Raw genomic sequence first — 14,975 nt, forward strand, 5'->3', positions numbered from 1 at the left:
AGCCATCCGAGCCCAGCCATGGCGAAGCGGCCCAAGATGAGCCAGCATTTCTTCAGGATGGTCATGACACCCAATACTTCCCCCGCCGGCACGCTAGAACCGGACGATAAAGTCTCCGCGTGGAGTCTGATCAAGCCCTACTGGGTCTCTGAAGAATGGAAGATCGCCTGGGGACTCCTGATTACGATCATCGTGATCAACCTCGCCAACGTCTGGATCAGCGTCAAGTTCAATAGCTGGAACGGCGAGTTCTTCAACATGCTGCAAAACAAGAGCGTGAAGGACTTCCCCCACCTGATGACGGTTTGGGTCGTCCTGGTTGCGGCGCTGATCGTCCTCTTTGTCTACGGCCGCTATCTGCGTCAGATGCTCGGCTTCCGCTGGCGCCAGTGGCTCACCACCCGCTACCTCGAAGAATGGCTTGGCGACAGCGCCTTCTACCGGATCGAGCGCGACCGCCTCACGGACAACCCCGACCAGCGGATCACCGACGACCTGCAGTCCTTTGCGACCAGCACCCTCTCGCTGACGCTCGACCTGCTCTCGACGGTCGTCACGCTCATTACGTTCGTCACCATCCTCTGGACGCTCGCTGGGGCCTTGACCGTCACACTCGGCGGCATGCCGATCGTCATTCCGGGCTACATGGTGTGGGTCGCCGCGCTCTATGCGCTGGGCGGCTCGTACGTGATGTACAAGCTCGGCCGGCCGCTCGTTTCGATTACGTACCAGCAACAGAAGGTCGAGGCGGATTTTCGCTTCGGCCTGATCCGGGTGCGCGAGAACTCGGAACAGATCGCGTTTTACGATGGTGAGCAGACCGAACGGGCGAACGCACAAAACTTCTTCCAGCGCATTCGCGACAACTGGTGGCGCGTGATGAAGTACACCAAGCGGCTGAGCTTCGTGCTGAGCTTCTACGGCCAGATCGCGTTCATCTTTCCGCTCATTGTCGCGGCGCCCAAGTACTTCACCGGCGCCTTCACCATGGGCGTGTTGATGCAGATCCAGAACTCGTTCGGCACGGTGAGCGATTCGTTCTCCTGGTTCATCAACAGTTACGGCAGCCTGGTCGACTGGCGCGCTACCGTGAATCGTCTGCGCGAATTCAAACGCGTCATGCGTTCGTCGCACATGAAAGAGGCCACCTCGCCCGCCACCGTGCATGGCGGCATCAACCTGCACTACGTCGACGAGGACAGGCTCACCACGGAAGGCCTGTCGCTCGCCCTGCCGAACGGAACCGCCCTGTCGCAGATCCGCGATATCACGATCCAGCCGGGTTCGCGCTGGCTGGTACGCGGCCCGTCCGGATCGGGCAAGAGCACCTTGATGCGCGCGCTCGCCGGACTGTGGCCGTTCGGCGACGGCTCGATCGATGCGCCGGTCAATGCCCGCATGATGTTCATTCCGCAGCAGAGCTACATGCCGATCGGCACGTTGAAAGCGGCGCTCACCTACCCGTCCTCCGCCGACACCTACACCGACGACGAATGCCGCGAAGCGCTGCGCGTCTGTCACCTTGACGCCTATGCCGAGCGTCTGGCGGAATCGGGACACTGGGCGCGGACGCTGTCGCCCGGCGAACAGCAGCGCCTCGCCGCCGCCCGCGTGCTGCTGCACAAGCCCGACTACCTGTTCCTCGACGAAGCCACCAGCGCGCTCGATGCGACTAACGAGGCGCTGCTCTATCACCTCTTCACCGAGCGCCTGCCCAAGGCCGCGATCGTCAGTGTCGCGCACCGCGAATCGCTCGCGGCGTTCCATGAGGAAACGCTCGATGTTGAACGCTCGGGCGAACCGGTCGCCGCATGAGCAGCGAGCGTGTAGATAGCGCGGGGGGCTGATCACCGGAGCCGGTGCTGGTGCCGATGCCGGCTCCGGCTCCGGCGCTGGCGCAGCACGGCACGGCACGGCACGGCACGACACAAATCTACTGCAGTCCCAGGCAAACGCCGGACAAACTTCAGCCAATCTCCAGGCACCTTCCAATCGGCCGCCAGACAGGCGCCGGCGAGCCCCTTGCAACATCCTGAAATACGCGAGAACAGTTCGAAAGCATTTGCGGACCGTTCAGGTTGTTCCGTGCTTTGAAAGTACCGTGCTGCGGCGACGATTGACGTGCGGGCCAAACACTATCTTGCGGCCCGTACGCCATCCACCGCTACCGGACTTCCCGCTCATGTCATTCGATCGCAGCTTCCATCCTTTGACCCAACGACTCACGCGGATGAGCCGTTCCCTGTTCACCGCCGCCGGCGCCACCGTCGGCATGACCGCGTTGCTGCTGTCGGTCGGCGCGCACGCCGCGCAGATGACGCCGGCCGCCGAGCCCGCCGACGTCTGCCCCGCGCTGACGCACATCGTCGCCGCCCACGACTTCAAGCAACTGCGCAATGAACCGGCCGCGCAGTTGCCGGGCCTCGCCAGCGCCGACGATTGCCACGCCGGATCGAACGCCTACGACTGCCATTGGCGCGCTCACTGGCAAGCCGACGGCGTGGTCACGGACCCGCTCGAAGAGCTCGGCGCAGACATCGCCGCCTGTTTCCCGAACGTCGTGCACGACCTCAACACGCCGACGCGCCAGCATTTCATCGTGACTTCGGGCGAGCGTCGCGTCAGCGTCACGGCAAGCGTGCAGGGATCCAGCGAACTGCATCTGCGCGTCGCACGCTAAGCGTGCCGGCCCTGCGATTCACTCCCGATCCGACACGCCGAGGTACTGCATCATGACCGCCTTGCGCTCACCGCTCTTTCCGGCCGTTCTGTGCACCCTGCGCTTTCCGTGGTCCACGGGGCGGCGGACCTGCGTATGGGCCGCGACCGCTGCCATCCTCTGCGTCGGACTGAACGGTTGCGCGTGGACGCTGATCACAGCGGCCGACGCTACCGGCTCGGTGATTCAGGCAGGCTATGCCATCGCGTCGAACTACTCGTCGCCGACCTTCGTCAACGGCCGGCCCGCGTCCATCAGCGCGGTGTGCATCGAAGTGAACCAGACGGTGTCCGTTGGCGATTTCGTCCCCTCGTTGCAACTCGCGCTCAACCGGCGCGGCATCCGTTCGGACGTCTACAACCCGGGCACCGCCCCCGCAAGTTGCGAGTCGCGTCTGATCTACAACGCGGCGGTCGATTACGGCCGGCGCGAGTTCAACGACAATCCGGTCCAGTACCTGTCGGTGATCGATCTGACGCTCCTCCAGCAGGGCCATATTCTCGTCACCGCGCGCTATCAGACGGGCGACCTCGGCCTCGATCGTTTCTCGAATGCGTCCGTCAAACTCAACGGCATGATCGACAAGATGGTGGTCAACCGCCTCGAGTTGCGCCCGCAGACCATTCAGACTTCGCAGATCAACTGACGCAGCTCATCTGACGCAAATTAGCTGAAGCAGATTATCTAAACTTACCTGCGTTCAAGAGGGCTTCAACGTGCGGACGCGCTGCCCGCCAACATGCCGGCAAACCGTTCGCAGCCGCTTGCTTCCAGTTACCCCGGAAAGGTTTAGAAAGCATTGCGCGCTATCAGCGCTCCGGCGTATCTCCTAAGATTGCCGGAATGAACCAATCCATTCTCGTCGTCGACGACGATCCCGTCGTGCGCGACCTCGTACGCGAATACCTGCACGGACGCGGCTTCTCGGTATCCGTGCTCGAGCACGGCATGGCGTTGCAGCGCGCGCTGCAACACGAGCGCCCCGCACTGGTGGTGCTCGACATCATGATGCCGGAGCTGGACGGCATCAGTGCGTTGCGGGCGCTGCGTCTGGCCGGCGACGACATTCCGGTGATCCTGCTGACGGCGCGTGCCGATGTGATCGATCGCGTGATCGGTCTCGAACTCGGTGCCGACGACTACCTCGGCAAGCCGTTCGAACCGAGCGAACTGGTTGCGCGCATCCGCACCGTGTTGCGCCGGCGCGGCGCGATCGCGCCTGGAGCGCCGGAGAATCGCGCGCCTTATCGCTTCGGCCGTTTCGAGGTGAATTTTCCGGCGCGCGAATTGCGCCGCGACGGTGAACGCATTCCGCTGCGTTCGAGCGAATTCGCCATGCTCAAGGTGTTCGTCACACACGCGATGACCGTCCTCACCCGCGCGCAACTGCTCGAGAAACTGCACGGCAATACCGAGGCGCACCGCAACCGCAGCCTCGACGTTTCGATCTGGCGCCTGCGGCGTCTGATCGAAGTCGACCCGTCCGAACCGCGCTATGTGCAAACGGTCTGGGGCCGCGGCTACGTGTTCGTGCCCGATGGAGAAATCGGCGCGGCAGAGCGGGTCGCACCGCCTTTCGCCGACGCCTAGCGCCCCGCTCGCGAACGCTCAGAACGTCAGCACGCTCAGGAACAGGTGCTGCAGCCAGCCCACCGTGGTCGCATCGCTCACGATGCCCTGTCCGGCCTGCTCGATCCGCGCATTCGCCACCTTGCTCGACGACACATAGTTGCCTGCTTCGATATCCTTAGGATTGACGATTCCGGACAGTCTTAATCGATCGTGGTTGCCGTTCATCGCAATCAGCTTCTCGCCCGCCACCATCAGATTGCCGGTCGGCATCGTACCGATCACGGTAACAGCCAGCGTGCCGCTCATCCCGTTGGTGTCGGTCATCGCGCCCGCGCCCTTGAAGTCCGTATTCGCGGAACCGATGTTGAACAGTCGTGCCAGCCGCGCGGCGGCGCCGGTCGATTGATCCGCGGCGGTGGCGCTAATGTCGCTCGCGCGGCTCGCCGTCGTATTCGCGCTGCTGTTGCCGCTGTACGACTCGGACAAGCGAATGGTCAGCACGTCGCCCACATGCTGCGCACGCGGCGTTTCATAAAGCAGCACCGACGCGCCGGCCTGATAGATCGCGCCCTGCGTGTTGATATTGAGCGGCTGGCTCACGAGCGGCGGCAACATCGGCGTGTCGACGATCGAATCCGGGTGGCTCGCGCAGGCAGCGAGACCCAGCGCCGCGGTCAGCGCGGCCGTGAGGCGTAGCGTGGTCATGGAAATTCCTCTGCCGGAGTGAAGATGGGACAAATGGGTGGCGGCGCGCATTCGTTGCCTCAACCCGCCTCGGGACTACTCGCCTGCCATTGGCGCACCAGCGACTTCACCCACGCGTCCGGGTCCTTCAGCAGATAGGTCAGCGTGCCGTTGTGGGTGGACGGCAACAGGCACAAGGTGATCGAGCTGACGGCGTTTTCCCAGACGTACATGGGAACCGCGCTGCCCGCCGCCGAAGTGCTCTGCGTGACGAGCCGCGGCACGCCATAGCGGCCCGCCAGCGCGTTTCGCAGGTCCGCGGCGGTGACCTCGTCGATCACGAAGGAAATCTCGTAGAGCCGCAACGCCGTCTCGCCGGCAACCCGCGCAAAGCGCAGCACATGGTCCTGCGCCAGCGCACCGTCCACGACCGCCTGCGAGAGCTGCCAGCGGTCGGCCGCCCGGTGCGCCCAGCGGCACGCCACCGTCAGGCTCTCGCTCGTCTTCAGGCTCATGCCGAGCGCGCCCGCCAGCATGTCCGTCTCGCAGACCGGCACGCTGCCCACCGGGGTCGCCCGCACGGTCGAGCCGGCGCGGAATTCGTCGAGCGTGATGCCAAGCGGAATGCCGCGAAACTCGAACGGCGCATCCGAGGGACGCTTGCGCTCGTCTGCAGTACTACGCTTTGGCGACGACGTCGACGAGGACGCCGCACCTGCAGCAGAGTCCGCGTGCACGGCGGGCGCCGCCATGCACAGACAGACGGAGAGCAGCAGCGGCGCCAACGCGCCGAGACACTGACGGGCGGACGGTCGGGAGATCATGGCTCAGTCGATCGCTGATGCACACGCGTTGAAGGGCGTAGCGGCGGCGTGCCCGACAACCGGCAGGATGTCGAGCGTCGCGGCCGTCAGGCGGCAGGGCAATGCGGCGACCCCGCAGCCGTCGAGGGGTAGCAGCATCGCGCCCATCGCCAGCCAGCTCGCGGCTCGCACACAGCGCTTGAAAACAGTCAGAGTGGACACAGGCGCTCTCGTCAGGTCAGGCTGTCGTGTTGACGTGATTGCCGACGAGGCCGCCGGGCGACACCGGCGTGGCGGGTTCGCTCGGCAGCGCGTCCGGCTTCGCCGTGTTGTCCGGCGTGGGCGACGGCCGCTCGCGCTGCACGGGCGGGAAAGTAGTGGGACGGAGATTGTTGGTGACGGTCATGGTCTGCCTCGCGTGACGCTTGGGGTGCGGATTCGATTGCCGCATCTGCGCCGACACTGGGAGGACAGAAACGCACCCTTCAGGTCGACGAAATGCGACGGCGATGGACTACAGGTCGAATCATCCCGCCGCGCGCTCCGTCACAATGCACGAAGGAACGCGCGCTTTTCCACGGTTCTTACGAGGGGTTTCGATTGGGCGCCATTTCTTTCCTCGCAGCAATTCCGGTAAGCGATTGCAGTGCGATACGTCCCCCAATGTGCAATTTATATTGCCAACTTTAGCGTCGAAAATTGGCCGGTTAGCCTTATGCAGCAAGGCTTCCAGCGCGAGGTGGAGGGACTGCAGCCCGGCTGGACGGCAACCGGTAAGTGTTGGTAAGAAAACAATCGGCCGCTCGCCATGCGCGCCAGTCTAAAATTTCAAGATGAATCCACAGGTCCTTATCGTCGACGACGACCCGGTCGTACGCGATCTGCTTTGCCGCTTTCTGCAATCGAACGGGTTCGACGCTTCCGTGCTCCACGACGGCACGCATTTGCAACGCCGCCTCGAAAGAGAGCGGCCGTCGGTCGTTGTGCTCGACATCATGATGCCGAACACCGACGGCCTGCGCGCGCTCACCGCGCTGCGGGCCGCCGGCGACGACATTCCGGTGATCTTCGTCACAGCGCGCGGCACGGTGGCGGACCGCATTGTCGGTCTGTCGCTCGGCGCCGACGACTATCTGACGAAACCGTTCGATCCGCGCGAGTTGCTCGCCCGCATTCAGACGGTACTGCGCCGGCGTGGGCCGTCGACCACCAGCGCGCCCGAAGCACGCAAGCCGTATCATTTCGGGCCGTTCGAACTCGACTTCGCGACGCGCACGCTGTCGCGCGACAACACGCGACTCGCCCTGCGCGACAGTGAATTCGCGCTGCTGAAGATCTTCGTCAACAATCCGTACAAGGTGCTTTCGCGCGTGTTGATCCACGATCTGGTCCACCGCGACAACCTCGCCTTTCGCGACCGCAGCCTCGATGTGCCGATCTGGCGGCTGCGCCGCGTCATCGAGGACGATCCGTCGAGCCCGTGCTATGTGCAGACCGTGCGCGGCAAGGGTTACGTCTTCGTGCCGGACGCCGACGGCACGCCGTTCTCGATCGAGGGCGCGGCAGACTCATGAAAAACCCGTTGAACACGCTATTCGGCAGAATGGCGTTGCTCTCGACGGCGGTATTGTTGGCAATTCAGGCCGGCTGGTTCGTACTGATCGTGATGCAACCGCCTCACCACGAGGTGGACGGTTTCGCGCGCGGCATTCTGCTGATGCTGCAGGCGGCCAACGGCGAACCGGTGCAAGGCGCCGACCTCGCGCCCGCGATGCGCGTGCATCTGGTGCCGACCTGGAACATGCCCTCCACGATCCATTTGCATCCGCCGACCGAACGGCAGTTCGTCGAACTGAGCCAGCATTTGCGTGGCCGCATGCCGCCGGGCACCCAGATCGAAGTCGACGATGCGCGGCCGCCGCGCCTATGGATTCGCTATCCGGGCAAGTCGATGTGGGTGGTGGTGCCGGTCGATATACCGCCGCGTCCACGCTTTATCGTCGAAACCGTGTCGATGCTGGTGGCCGCACTGATCCTCTCGCTGCTGGCGGTCTGGCAGATGCAGCGGCCGCTCTCGCGCGTGGCGCACGCTGCGCGCTCGTTCGGCGCCGGCGGGCGGCCCGAGCCGGTGAACGTGCAGGGGCCGCGCGAGCTGCGCGACCTGATCGGTTCGTTCAACGACATGATGCGGCGTCTGAACGAAGCCGGTGACGACCAGGCGGTCATGCTGGCCGGCGTGGCACACGACCTGAAGGCGCCGCTCACGCGGCTCAAGCTGCGGGCCAGCGTGCTGGTCGCAGAAAACGAGCGGGCCGGCCTGATTCGCGACGTCGATTCGCTCACCAATATCGTTCAGCAGTTTCTCGAATTCGCCGGCCAGGCCGCCGACGCCGGACCGCCGGTCGAAGTCGACGCCTTCCTGCGCGAACAGTTTTCCGACGCCGATATCGCCGAACTCGCCGACCCGATGGATAGCGCCGACGGCGACCTCGCCGACGCCCCGCTCTTCCACCTCGATCTGCGTGCGGGTCCGCAGTTCGCGCTGCCGCGCACCCTGCTCGACCGGCTGGTGACGAACCTGGTCGACAACGCGCTCGAACACGGCGCGCCGCCCGTTGAAATCGCGACGGCGCGCGACGACCGCCATTGGGTGGTCAGCGTCCGCGATCATGGTCCAGGGATTCCCGACGACAGGATTGCCGCCGCGATGAAACCGTTCGTGCGCCTCGACGCCGCGCGCGGCGGCGAAGGCCATTGCGGCCTGGGACTCGCGATCGTGGCGCGCCTCGCGCACGATCGCGGCGGACGGTGCGATGTCTACAACCATCCGGGCGGCGGCCTGTGCGTGCGCATCGCCCTGCCGATCGGACTGCAGGACGGGTGAAGCGCCCGACGACGCAGCGCTTACGCGTCCTTACAGGGCGGCGTTATCGGCGCTCGCGCACGTATAGTCTGCGCGGGCTTCCTCGATAGCCCCCTGTTCGGTCCGCCCAGCTGTTGCCCGGGCGGGCCGCTTTTTTTCCAGGCCGCGATGCGCGCGTTCAGACGACCAGACGGTCGTGCAGCGTATCGATCGTCGACTGCGACAAGCCGAGCCCCGCGGTCAGGTAGCTCGACATCGTGCCGTAGCTCGCCTGCACCTGATCGAAGCCCGCCTGTAGAAAACTCTCCTGCACACTGAAGAACGGCGCGTCCAGCGTAGCCGCGGCAGCGCCGCTCTGTGACTGGATGGCGGCGACCTCGGCGTTGATCGACGCGGCCGAGTAGGTATTGGTCAGAAGATAGTCCTGCATGATCAGGTCGAGCGGGACGTTCGCAATGCTGAGCAGCAGCGCCGCAACCCAGCCGGTGCGGTCTTTGCCCGCGGTGGAGTGGACCAGTTGCGCGCCCGCCGTGTTCGCCAGTTGCGAGAGCAGCGCGCCATACCCGGCCCGCTGCGCCGTGCCTGTCACGTAAGCGCGTTCGGCACTCTCCATGGTCGCCATCGCGCCCCCCAGCTGCTGGTTCGGCGGCACGATCTGGTCGAGCTCACCCAGGACATTGATGCGCTGGTACGTTGCGCTAATCGGCAGCACGTCCGCCACGCGGGCGATTTCACCGGGCGTGCGCAGATCGTAGACGGTCGCAATGTTGAGCGTGTCGATCACGGCCTTGTCCGCGGTACTCAGGGTCAAGGCGTTCGCGCGATAGAACATGCCGCGCCGCACCTGCCGGCCATCCACGGTCGGATAGCCGCCGCCCGCGCCGCCGATGTCGCGGAAATTGTCCACCGACGCAAGCCGCGGCGTGTCCGGCAGATCGGACGACAACCCGCCGCCGCATGCCGACAGCAGCGCGCTGCCGACCCCCGACATCAGCAACACGCTTGCCGAGCCCTTCAGGAAGGCACGGCGCGACGAAAGCTCACCATTCCGTACAAACTGTGGCGGCGGAGTATTGCCGGAACGAGTCGCGGGTAAGCGGACTTTCGCAATGAAATCCATTGAATGTATTGGTAAGGCGCGTTTGCGCTGCAGGACGGATGGATGGCGTAAAACAAACTGCGCTGCAGCGGAGTGTACCGACCAAAACTACTCAATGGGTTACCAAGTAGCACGCAGTAAGAATGTGAAATTCACCCCCGAACGCGCGGAAGACGCGCCGGCGCAGACGCCTGCCCGATTGGAGCGGTTTTTTGTCCGGACTGGTCCACTCGTCTTTCGGAGCCGTAAAATAGGGGCGCACCGGGGCGCACAGTGTGAACCGCGCACAACAGGATCAGGGGCTCAGGAGACGGCATGGCGTCATTTCAGTGGTTCACGGAGTTGACGACGCGCGAGCGCCGCACGCTCTACGCGGGCTTCGGCGGTTACGCAGTCGACGCGTTCGACTTCATGATCTACTCGTTCCTGATCCCGACGCTGATCGCCACGTGGGGCATGACCAAGAGCGAAGCCGGGCTGATTGCCACCAGTTCGCTGATTTCCTCGGCCGTGGGCGGCTGGCTCGCCGGCATTCTCTCCGACCGCTACGGGCGGGTCCGCGTGCTGCAATGGACCATCGCGACCTTCGCCCTCTTCACCTGCCTGTCGGGCTTCACGCATTCGTTCTGGCAACTGCTGACGACCCGCACGCTGCAGGGCATCGGCTTCGGCGGGGAATGGTCGGTGGTGACGGTCATGATGGCCGAAACGATCCGCTCGCCGCAGCATCGCGCCAAGGCGGTCGGCACCGTGCAGAGCAGCTGGTCGTTCGGCTGGGCGGCGGCGGCGATCATCTACTGGGCGTCGTTCGCGTTGTTGCCGGAGCAGATCGCATGGCGCGCGTGCTTCTGGGTGGGCATCCTGCCGGCCTTGTGGATCGTCTATATCCGCCGCAACGTCAGCGACCCGGAGATCTATCTCGCCACGCGCCGGGCGCGCGACAGCGGCTTCGACACCTCGCACTTCCTGCAGATCTTTTCCTTTCCTCACCTCCGGACGACACTGCTCGGCAGCGCGCTCTGCACCGGCATGCTAGGCGGCTACTACGCGATCACCACCTGGTTGCCGACCTATCTGAAGACGGTGCGGCATCTGTCCGTATTCAACACCAGCGGCTATCTGATCGTGCTGATCGTCGGCTCGTTCACCGGTTACATTGTCGGGGCGATCCTGTGCGACAAGATTGGCCGGCGTGCGTCGTTCATCCTGTTTGCGATCGGCTCGTTCGTGCTCGGCATGGCCTACACGATGCTGCCCATCACCAACAGCGCGATGCTGCTGCTCGGTTTTCCGCTCGGCGTGGTCGTGCAGGGGATTTTCGCGGGAGTCGGCGCGTATCTGTCCGAGCTGTATCCGAACGAAATCCGCGGCTCCGGCCAGGGCTTCTGCTATAACCTCGGGCGCGGGCTCGGCTCGTTCTTCCCGATTCTCGTCGGCACGCTGTCCCAATCGATGACGCTCGTCAACGCGATGGGCCTCGTCGCCGGCTCAGGCTATCTGCTGGTCATCGCCGCGGCGCTGTGCCTGCCCGAAACCAGGGGCAAGGCGCTCGCGGCGGCGAGCCCGGCATCCTGATGTGCATTGATCAGACATGAAAACGATTGTTCTCGGCGGCGGCGTCATCGGCGTCGCCACCGCCTTTTACCTGCGCGCCCAGGGGTGCGAGGTCACCGTGATCGAACGCGAGCCCGACGTGGCGCTCGCCACCAGTTTCGGCAATGCCGGCGTGATCGCGCCGGGCTATGTCACGCCGTGGGCGGCGCCGGGCATGCCGGCGAAGATCCTCAAATATCTGTTCAAGCCTGCATCGCCGTTGATCTTCCGGCCGACCTTCGATCCTGCGCAGTGGCGCTGGATCGCACGCTGGCTGCGTGAGTGCGATATCGAGCGGTTTCGCGTGAACAAGCAGCGCATGCAGCGGATTGCTTATTACAGCCGGAGCTGTCTGCAGGAATTTCGCGGGCGTCATCCGTTCGAGTACGGACGTAGCCAGGGATATCTGCAGTTGTTTCGCAGCGAGTATGACGTGGAGCTGGCGCAGCCTGCTCTCGCCGTGCTGCGCGATGCCGGGATTGCGTATCGCGAGGTGAGTGCGGCGCAGTGTGTGGAGATCGAGCCGGGGTTACGGTGGGCGCGTGAGACGCCGTTATCCGGCTTGTATCTGCCCGACGATGAGGCTGGGGACTGTGCGCGGTTTACTCGTGAGCTGCGATCTATCTGCGAGGGCAATGGGGTGCGGTTTCGGCTCGATACGCGGGTGACGGGGCTCGATGTTCAGGGTGGTGTGGTGCGTGGCGTGCGGGTGGGTAGCGAGCGTGGCGATGAGGTGCTCGCTGCGGATGCCGTGGTGGTAGCGCTTGGGGTGGATAGTGCGCAGTTGCTGGCGCCGCTTGGAGTCAAGGTGCCGCTTTATCCCGTCAAAGGGTATTCGGCTACGTTGCCCGTGATCGATGATGAGAAGTCGCCGCGGGCCGCTGTCATGGATGAGTCTTTGAAGACGGCCATTACGCGGTTTGGGAGGAATGTGCGGGTGGCGGGGACTGCGGAGTTGGGGAATCGGCAGTCCACTTTACGCGAGCAGGCGCTGCAGACTTTGCTTAAGGTTCTTGATGACTGGTTTCCGCATGCGGCTAAGCCTAGTTCGGCGCATTTTTGGGTCGGGAGGAGGCCTATGACGCCGGATGGCGCGCCTTTGCTTGGTCCATCCGGGGTTGGGAATCTTTGGCTAAACGTGGGGCATGGGTCTACGGGTTGGGCTATGGCTATGGGGTCTGGGAAGGTTGTTGCTGATCTTGTTACGCTGCGCGAGCCGGAGATTTCGTTGGAGGGGCTCACGATTGCGCGGTATGGGAAGTAGGTTCTTTTTTTGCCTTTGCGGCGCTTTGGTTGTGTTCCTGGGGCGTTGGCCTCTCCTTGCTTTGTTATCGGTCTATTTGCGTCGCCCCTGTGCGGGGCGGCACTTACTTTCTTTGCCGCCGCAAAGAAAGTAAGCAAAGAAAGCGGGCTCACACCGCTAGCTCTTAGGTGTCCACATCTTCCGCGAACCCGGAGTGGTCCGAAGACAAGACCCGCCCTCGCATTTCCCACGTTCGTGACACAGCGCTCATTCATCCCACTCCGCACTACGTGCGTCGCGGACGGGTTTGCCAAGGAAGGCAGAGCCTGCCAGTGCAAACAGCACAGACAGACAAAAAGACATTAGATATCCTACCTAAATTGCAGAAGCCGTTATACCCGACGGCGGGGCGCGCAGCGCAACGCTGGAGCGGATGACAGCCTTGTCGCTAACGTGGGTGATGCGAGGGCGGGTCTCGTGTTGGGCCGTTCCCAGTAGCAGACCGGGATGGCTCACTACGGGCTAGCGGTTGCAGCCCGCTTTCTTTGCTTACTTTCTTTGCGGCGGGCAAAGAAAGTAAGTGCCGCCCCGCACAGGGGCGACACAAATAGACCACTAAGAATGCAAGGAGAGGCCAACGCCCTAAGAAAGCCAACAAACAAAGCGCCGCAGGCAAACAGACCGCGAGGAAGTCAAGCAAAGACCAACAAAACCAAAGCAAATACGCCGCCCGCGACCAACGAAAAAGCCGGGTCACCCTTCCGAGCGCCCGGCTTTGGTTACTGCCTTGTCGTCTCCACCTCGCCCTGCAAACCGATACCAGCCATGCGCCATGCTAAGTGCACGCCGGCCGAAGACTTACCGCGGCAGTTCCGACTGCCCCATCAGAAACGCATCGACCGACCGCGCGCACTGCCGTCCTTCGCGAATCGCCCACACCACCAGCGACTGGCCGCGACGCATATCACCCGCGGTGAACACCTTATCCACCGACGTGTAATACGCCTTGTCCCCCTCAGTCGAAGCACGCACATTACCACGCGCATCCTTATCGACACCGAACGCTTCCAGCACCGGCGACACCGGCTGCGTAAAGCCCATCGCCAGCAGCACCAGATCGGCCTTCATTTCGAATTCGGAACCCGGCACTTCCTGCATCTTGCCGTCCTTCCATTCGACTCGCACCGCAATCAACTTCTCAACCTTGCCGTTCTTGCCTTCGAGACGCTTCGTCGCCACCGCCCAATCGCGCTCGCAGCCTTCCTCATGCGAGGACGACGTACGCAGCTTGATCGGCCAGTACGGCCACACGAGCGGCTTGTTCTCTTCTTCCGGCGGCTGCGGCAGCAATTCGAACTGCGTCACGCTCTTCGCGCCGTGACGGTTCGACGTGCCCACGCAATCCGAACCCGTATCGCCACCGCCAATCACGATCACATGCTTGCCCTTGGCCAGCAGTTGAGCGGCAAGCTTGTCGCCTGCGTTGACCTTGTTCTGCTGCGGCAGGAATTCCATCGCGTAGTGGATACCTTCCAGCTCGCGGCCCGGCACCGGCAGGTCGCGCGGCGTTTCCGAACCGCCCGACAGCACCACGGCATCAAACTGCTCTTTCAGCTCGGCCGGCGTGATGGTCTCTTTCGCCGTGTTGCCGATATGCCCAGGCAGTGGATCCTTGCCGATGAACACGTTGGCGCGGAATGTCACACCTTCGGCTTCCATCTGACGCATGCGGCGATCGATCAGCCACTTTTCCAGCTTGAAATCGGGAATGCCATAACGCAGCAGACCGCCGATCCGGTCGTTCTTTTCGAACACCGTCACATCGTGCCCCGCCCGCGCGAGTTGCTGCGCGACCGCGAGGCCCGCGGGGCCCGATCCGACCACCGCGACTTTCTTGCCCGTCTTGTGCTTCGACGGCAGCGGCGCGACCCAGCCTTCGGACCATGCCTTGTCGATGATCGCGTGCTCGATCGACTTGATGCCGACCGGGTCGTCATTGATGCCAAGCGTACACGCCGCCTCGCACGGCGCCGGGCAGATGCGGCCCGTGAACTCCGGAAAGTTGTTGGTGGAGTGCAGCACTTCGATCGCGCTCTTCCAGTCCTGATGGAACACCAGGTCGTTGAAGTCCGGGATGATGTTGTTCACCGGGCAGCCGTTGTTGCAGAACGGAATACCGCAATCCATGCAACGTGCGCCTTGAATCTTCGCTTCGTCGTCGGCGAGTGCCGCAACGAATTCCTTGTAGTGCTTCACACGCGTGAGCGGAGCTTCGTACGTCTCGTGGCGACGTTCGAACTCGAGAAAACCGGTTGCCTTGCCCATGTGGTTCTCTTATCTATCTGTACAGGTGGGGGGATCGGCACCCGCCGCACACAAAGGCGGCGGGTACATCGAAT

14 protein-coding genes are annotated in these 14,975 nt (G+C 63.6%); 8 read left to right on the forward strand and 6 right to left on the reverse strand.

Annotated features, from left to right (window positions below; translation table 11 throughout):
• The first annotated feature begins 63 nt into the window (after positions 1 to 63).
• The 4 genes from P3T42_RS33110 (at position 64) to P3T42_RS33125 (ending at position 4,309) form a co-directional block, all read left to right on the forward strand.
• Complete coding sequence (locus tag P3T42_RS33110) at positions 64 to 1,815, forward strand: ABC transporter ATP-binding protein/permease (RefSeq protein ID WP_429308427.1); 1,752 nt, start codon at positions 64 to 66, stop codon at positions 1,813 to 1,815.
• A 367-nt stretch (positions 1,816 to 2,182) separates the two neighbouring features.
• On the forward strand, positions 2,183 to 2,680 hold the full coding sequence (locus tag P3T42_RS33115; RefSeq protein WP_429308409.1) for a hypothetical protein: 498 nt from the start codon (positions 2,183 to 2,185) through the stop codon (positions 2,678 to 2,680).
• 52 nt (positions 2,681 to 2,732) lie between these two features.
• Positions 2,733 to 3,365 (forward strand): hypothetical protein, encoded by a 633-nt coding sequence (locus tag P3T42_RS33120; RefSeq protein WP_429308410.1) that lies wholly within the window; start codon positions 2,733 to 2,735, stop codon positions 3,363 to 3,365.
• Between the two features lie 197 nt (positions 3,366 to 3,562).
• A complete protein-coding gene (locus tag P3T42_RS33125; protein ID WP_074301453.1) occupies positions 3,563 to 4,309 on the forward strand; it encodes a response regulator in 747 nt (248 codons plus the stop codon).
• Between the two features lie 18 nt (positions 4,310 to 4,327).
• On the opposite strand, the gene P3T42_RS33130 is transcribed toward P3T42_RS33125, so the two are convergent.
• The 4 genes from P3T42_RS33130 to P3T42_RS33145 form a co-directional block, all read right to left on the reverse strand.
• Entirely contained in the window at positions 4,328 to 4,996 is a 669-nt protein-coding gene (locus P3T42_RS33130; protein WP_074301452.1) for a flagellar basal body L-ring protein FlgH, read from the reverse strand.
• Between the two features lie 59 nt (positions 4,997 to 5,055).
• The gene (locus P3T42_RS33135) at positions 5,056 to 5,799 is read right to left on the reverse strand and encodes a hypothetical protein (RefSeq protein WP_429308411.1); all 744 of its coding nucleotides are present in this window, start codon (positions 5,797 to 5,799) and stop codon (positions 5,056 to 5,058) included.
• A 3-nt stretch (positions 5,800 to 5,802) separates the two neighbouring features.
• Entirely contained in the window at positions 5,803 to 5,946 is a 144-nt protein-coding gene (locus P3T42_RS33140) for a DUF6726 family protein (protein WP_367117691.1), read from the reverse strand.
• Between the two features lie 70 nt (positions 5,947 to 6,016).
• Entirely contained in the window at positions 6,017 to 6,184 is a 168-nt protein-coding gene (locus P3T42_RS33145; protein ID WP_171991745.1) for a hypothetical protein, read from the reverse strand.
• Positions 6,185 to 6,611: 427 nt separating this feature from the next.
• Here P3T42_RS33145 and P3T42_RS33150 point away from each other — a divergent pair, with 427 nt between their 5' ends.
• Both P3T42_RS33150 and P3T42_RS33155 read left to right on the forward strand, forming a co-directional pair.
• Complete coding sequence (locus tag P3T42_RS33150; protein WP_074301450.1) at positions 6,612 to 7,352, forward strand: response regulator; 741 nt, start codon at positions 6,612 to 6,614, stop codon at positions 7,350 to 7,352.
• On the forward strand, positions 7,349 to 8,662 hold the full coding sequence (locus P3T42_RS33155) for an ATP-binding protein (RefSeq protein ID WP_429308412.1): 1,314 nt from the start codon (positions 7,349 to 7,351) through the stop codon (positions 8,660 to 8,662). Before P3T42_RS33150 ends, P3T42_RS33155 begins: the two co-directional genes overlap by 4 nt.
• A gap of 157 nt (positions 8,663 to 8,819) precedes the next feature.
• Here the strand turns inward: P3T42_RS33155 and P3T42_RS33160 are convergent, their stop codons facing one another.
• Positions 8,820 to 9,632 carry a tyrosine-protein phosphatase gene (locus tag P3T42_RS33160; RefSeq protein WP_429308428.1) on the reverse strand — a complete coding sequence of 271 codons (813 nt, stop codon included), beginning with the start codon at positions 9,630 to 9,632 and terminating at the stop codon, positions 8,820 to 8,822.
• Between the two features lie 423 nt (positions 9,633 to 10,055).
• Between P3T42_RS33160 and P3T42_RS33165 the strand changes: the two genes are divergently transcribed.
• Both P3T42_RS33165 and P3T42_RS33170 read left to right on the forward strand, forming a co-directional pair.
• Positions 10,056 to 11,315 (forward strand): MFS transporter, encoded by a 1,260-nt coding sequence (locus P3T42_RS33165; protein ID WP_074301447.1) that lies wholly within the window; start codon positions 10,056 to 10,058, stop codon positions 11,313 to 11,315.
• 16 nt (positions 11,316 to 11,331) lie between these two features.
• The gene (locus P3T42_RS33170; protein ID WP_429308413.1) at positions 11,332 to 12,597 is read left to right on the forward strand and encodes a D-amino acid dehydrogenase; all 1,266 of its coding nucleotides are present in this window, start codon (positions 11,332 to 11,334) and stop codon (positions 12,595 to 12,597) included.
• 837 nt (positions 12,598 to 13,434) lie between these two features.
• Here P3T42_RS33170 and P3T42_RS33175 read toward each other — a convergent pair.
• Positions 13,435 to 14,901 (reverse strand): glutamate synthase subunit beta, encoded by a 1,467-nt coding sequence (locus P3T42_RS33175; protein ID WP_074301445.1) that lies wholly within the window; start codon positions 14,899 to 14,901, stop codon positions 13,435 to 13,437.
• Positions 14,902 to 14,975 lie beyond the last annotated feature (74 nt).

The organism is Paraburkholderia sp. GAS38, assembly GCF_050434965.1.
In the GTDB taxonomy this organism is placed as follows: Bacteria; Pseudomonadota; Gammaproteobacteria; order Burkholderiales; family Burkholderiaceae; genus Paraburkholderia; species Paraburkholderia phenazinium_A.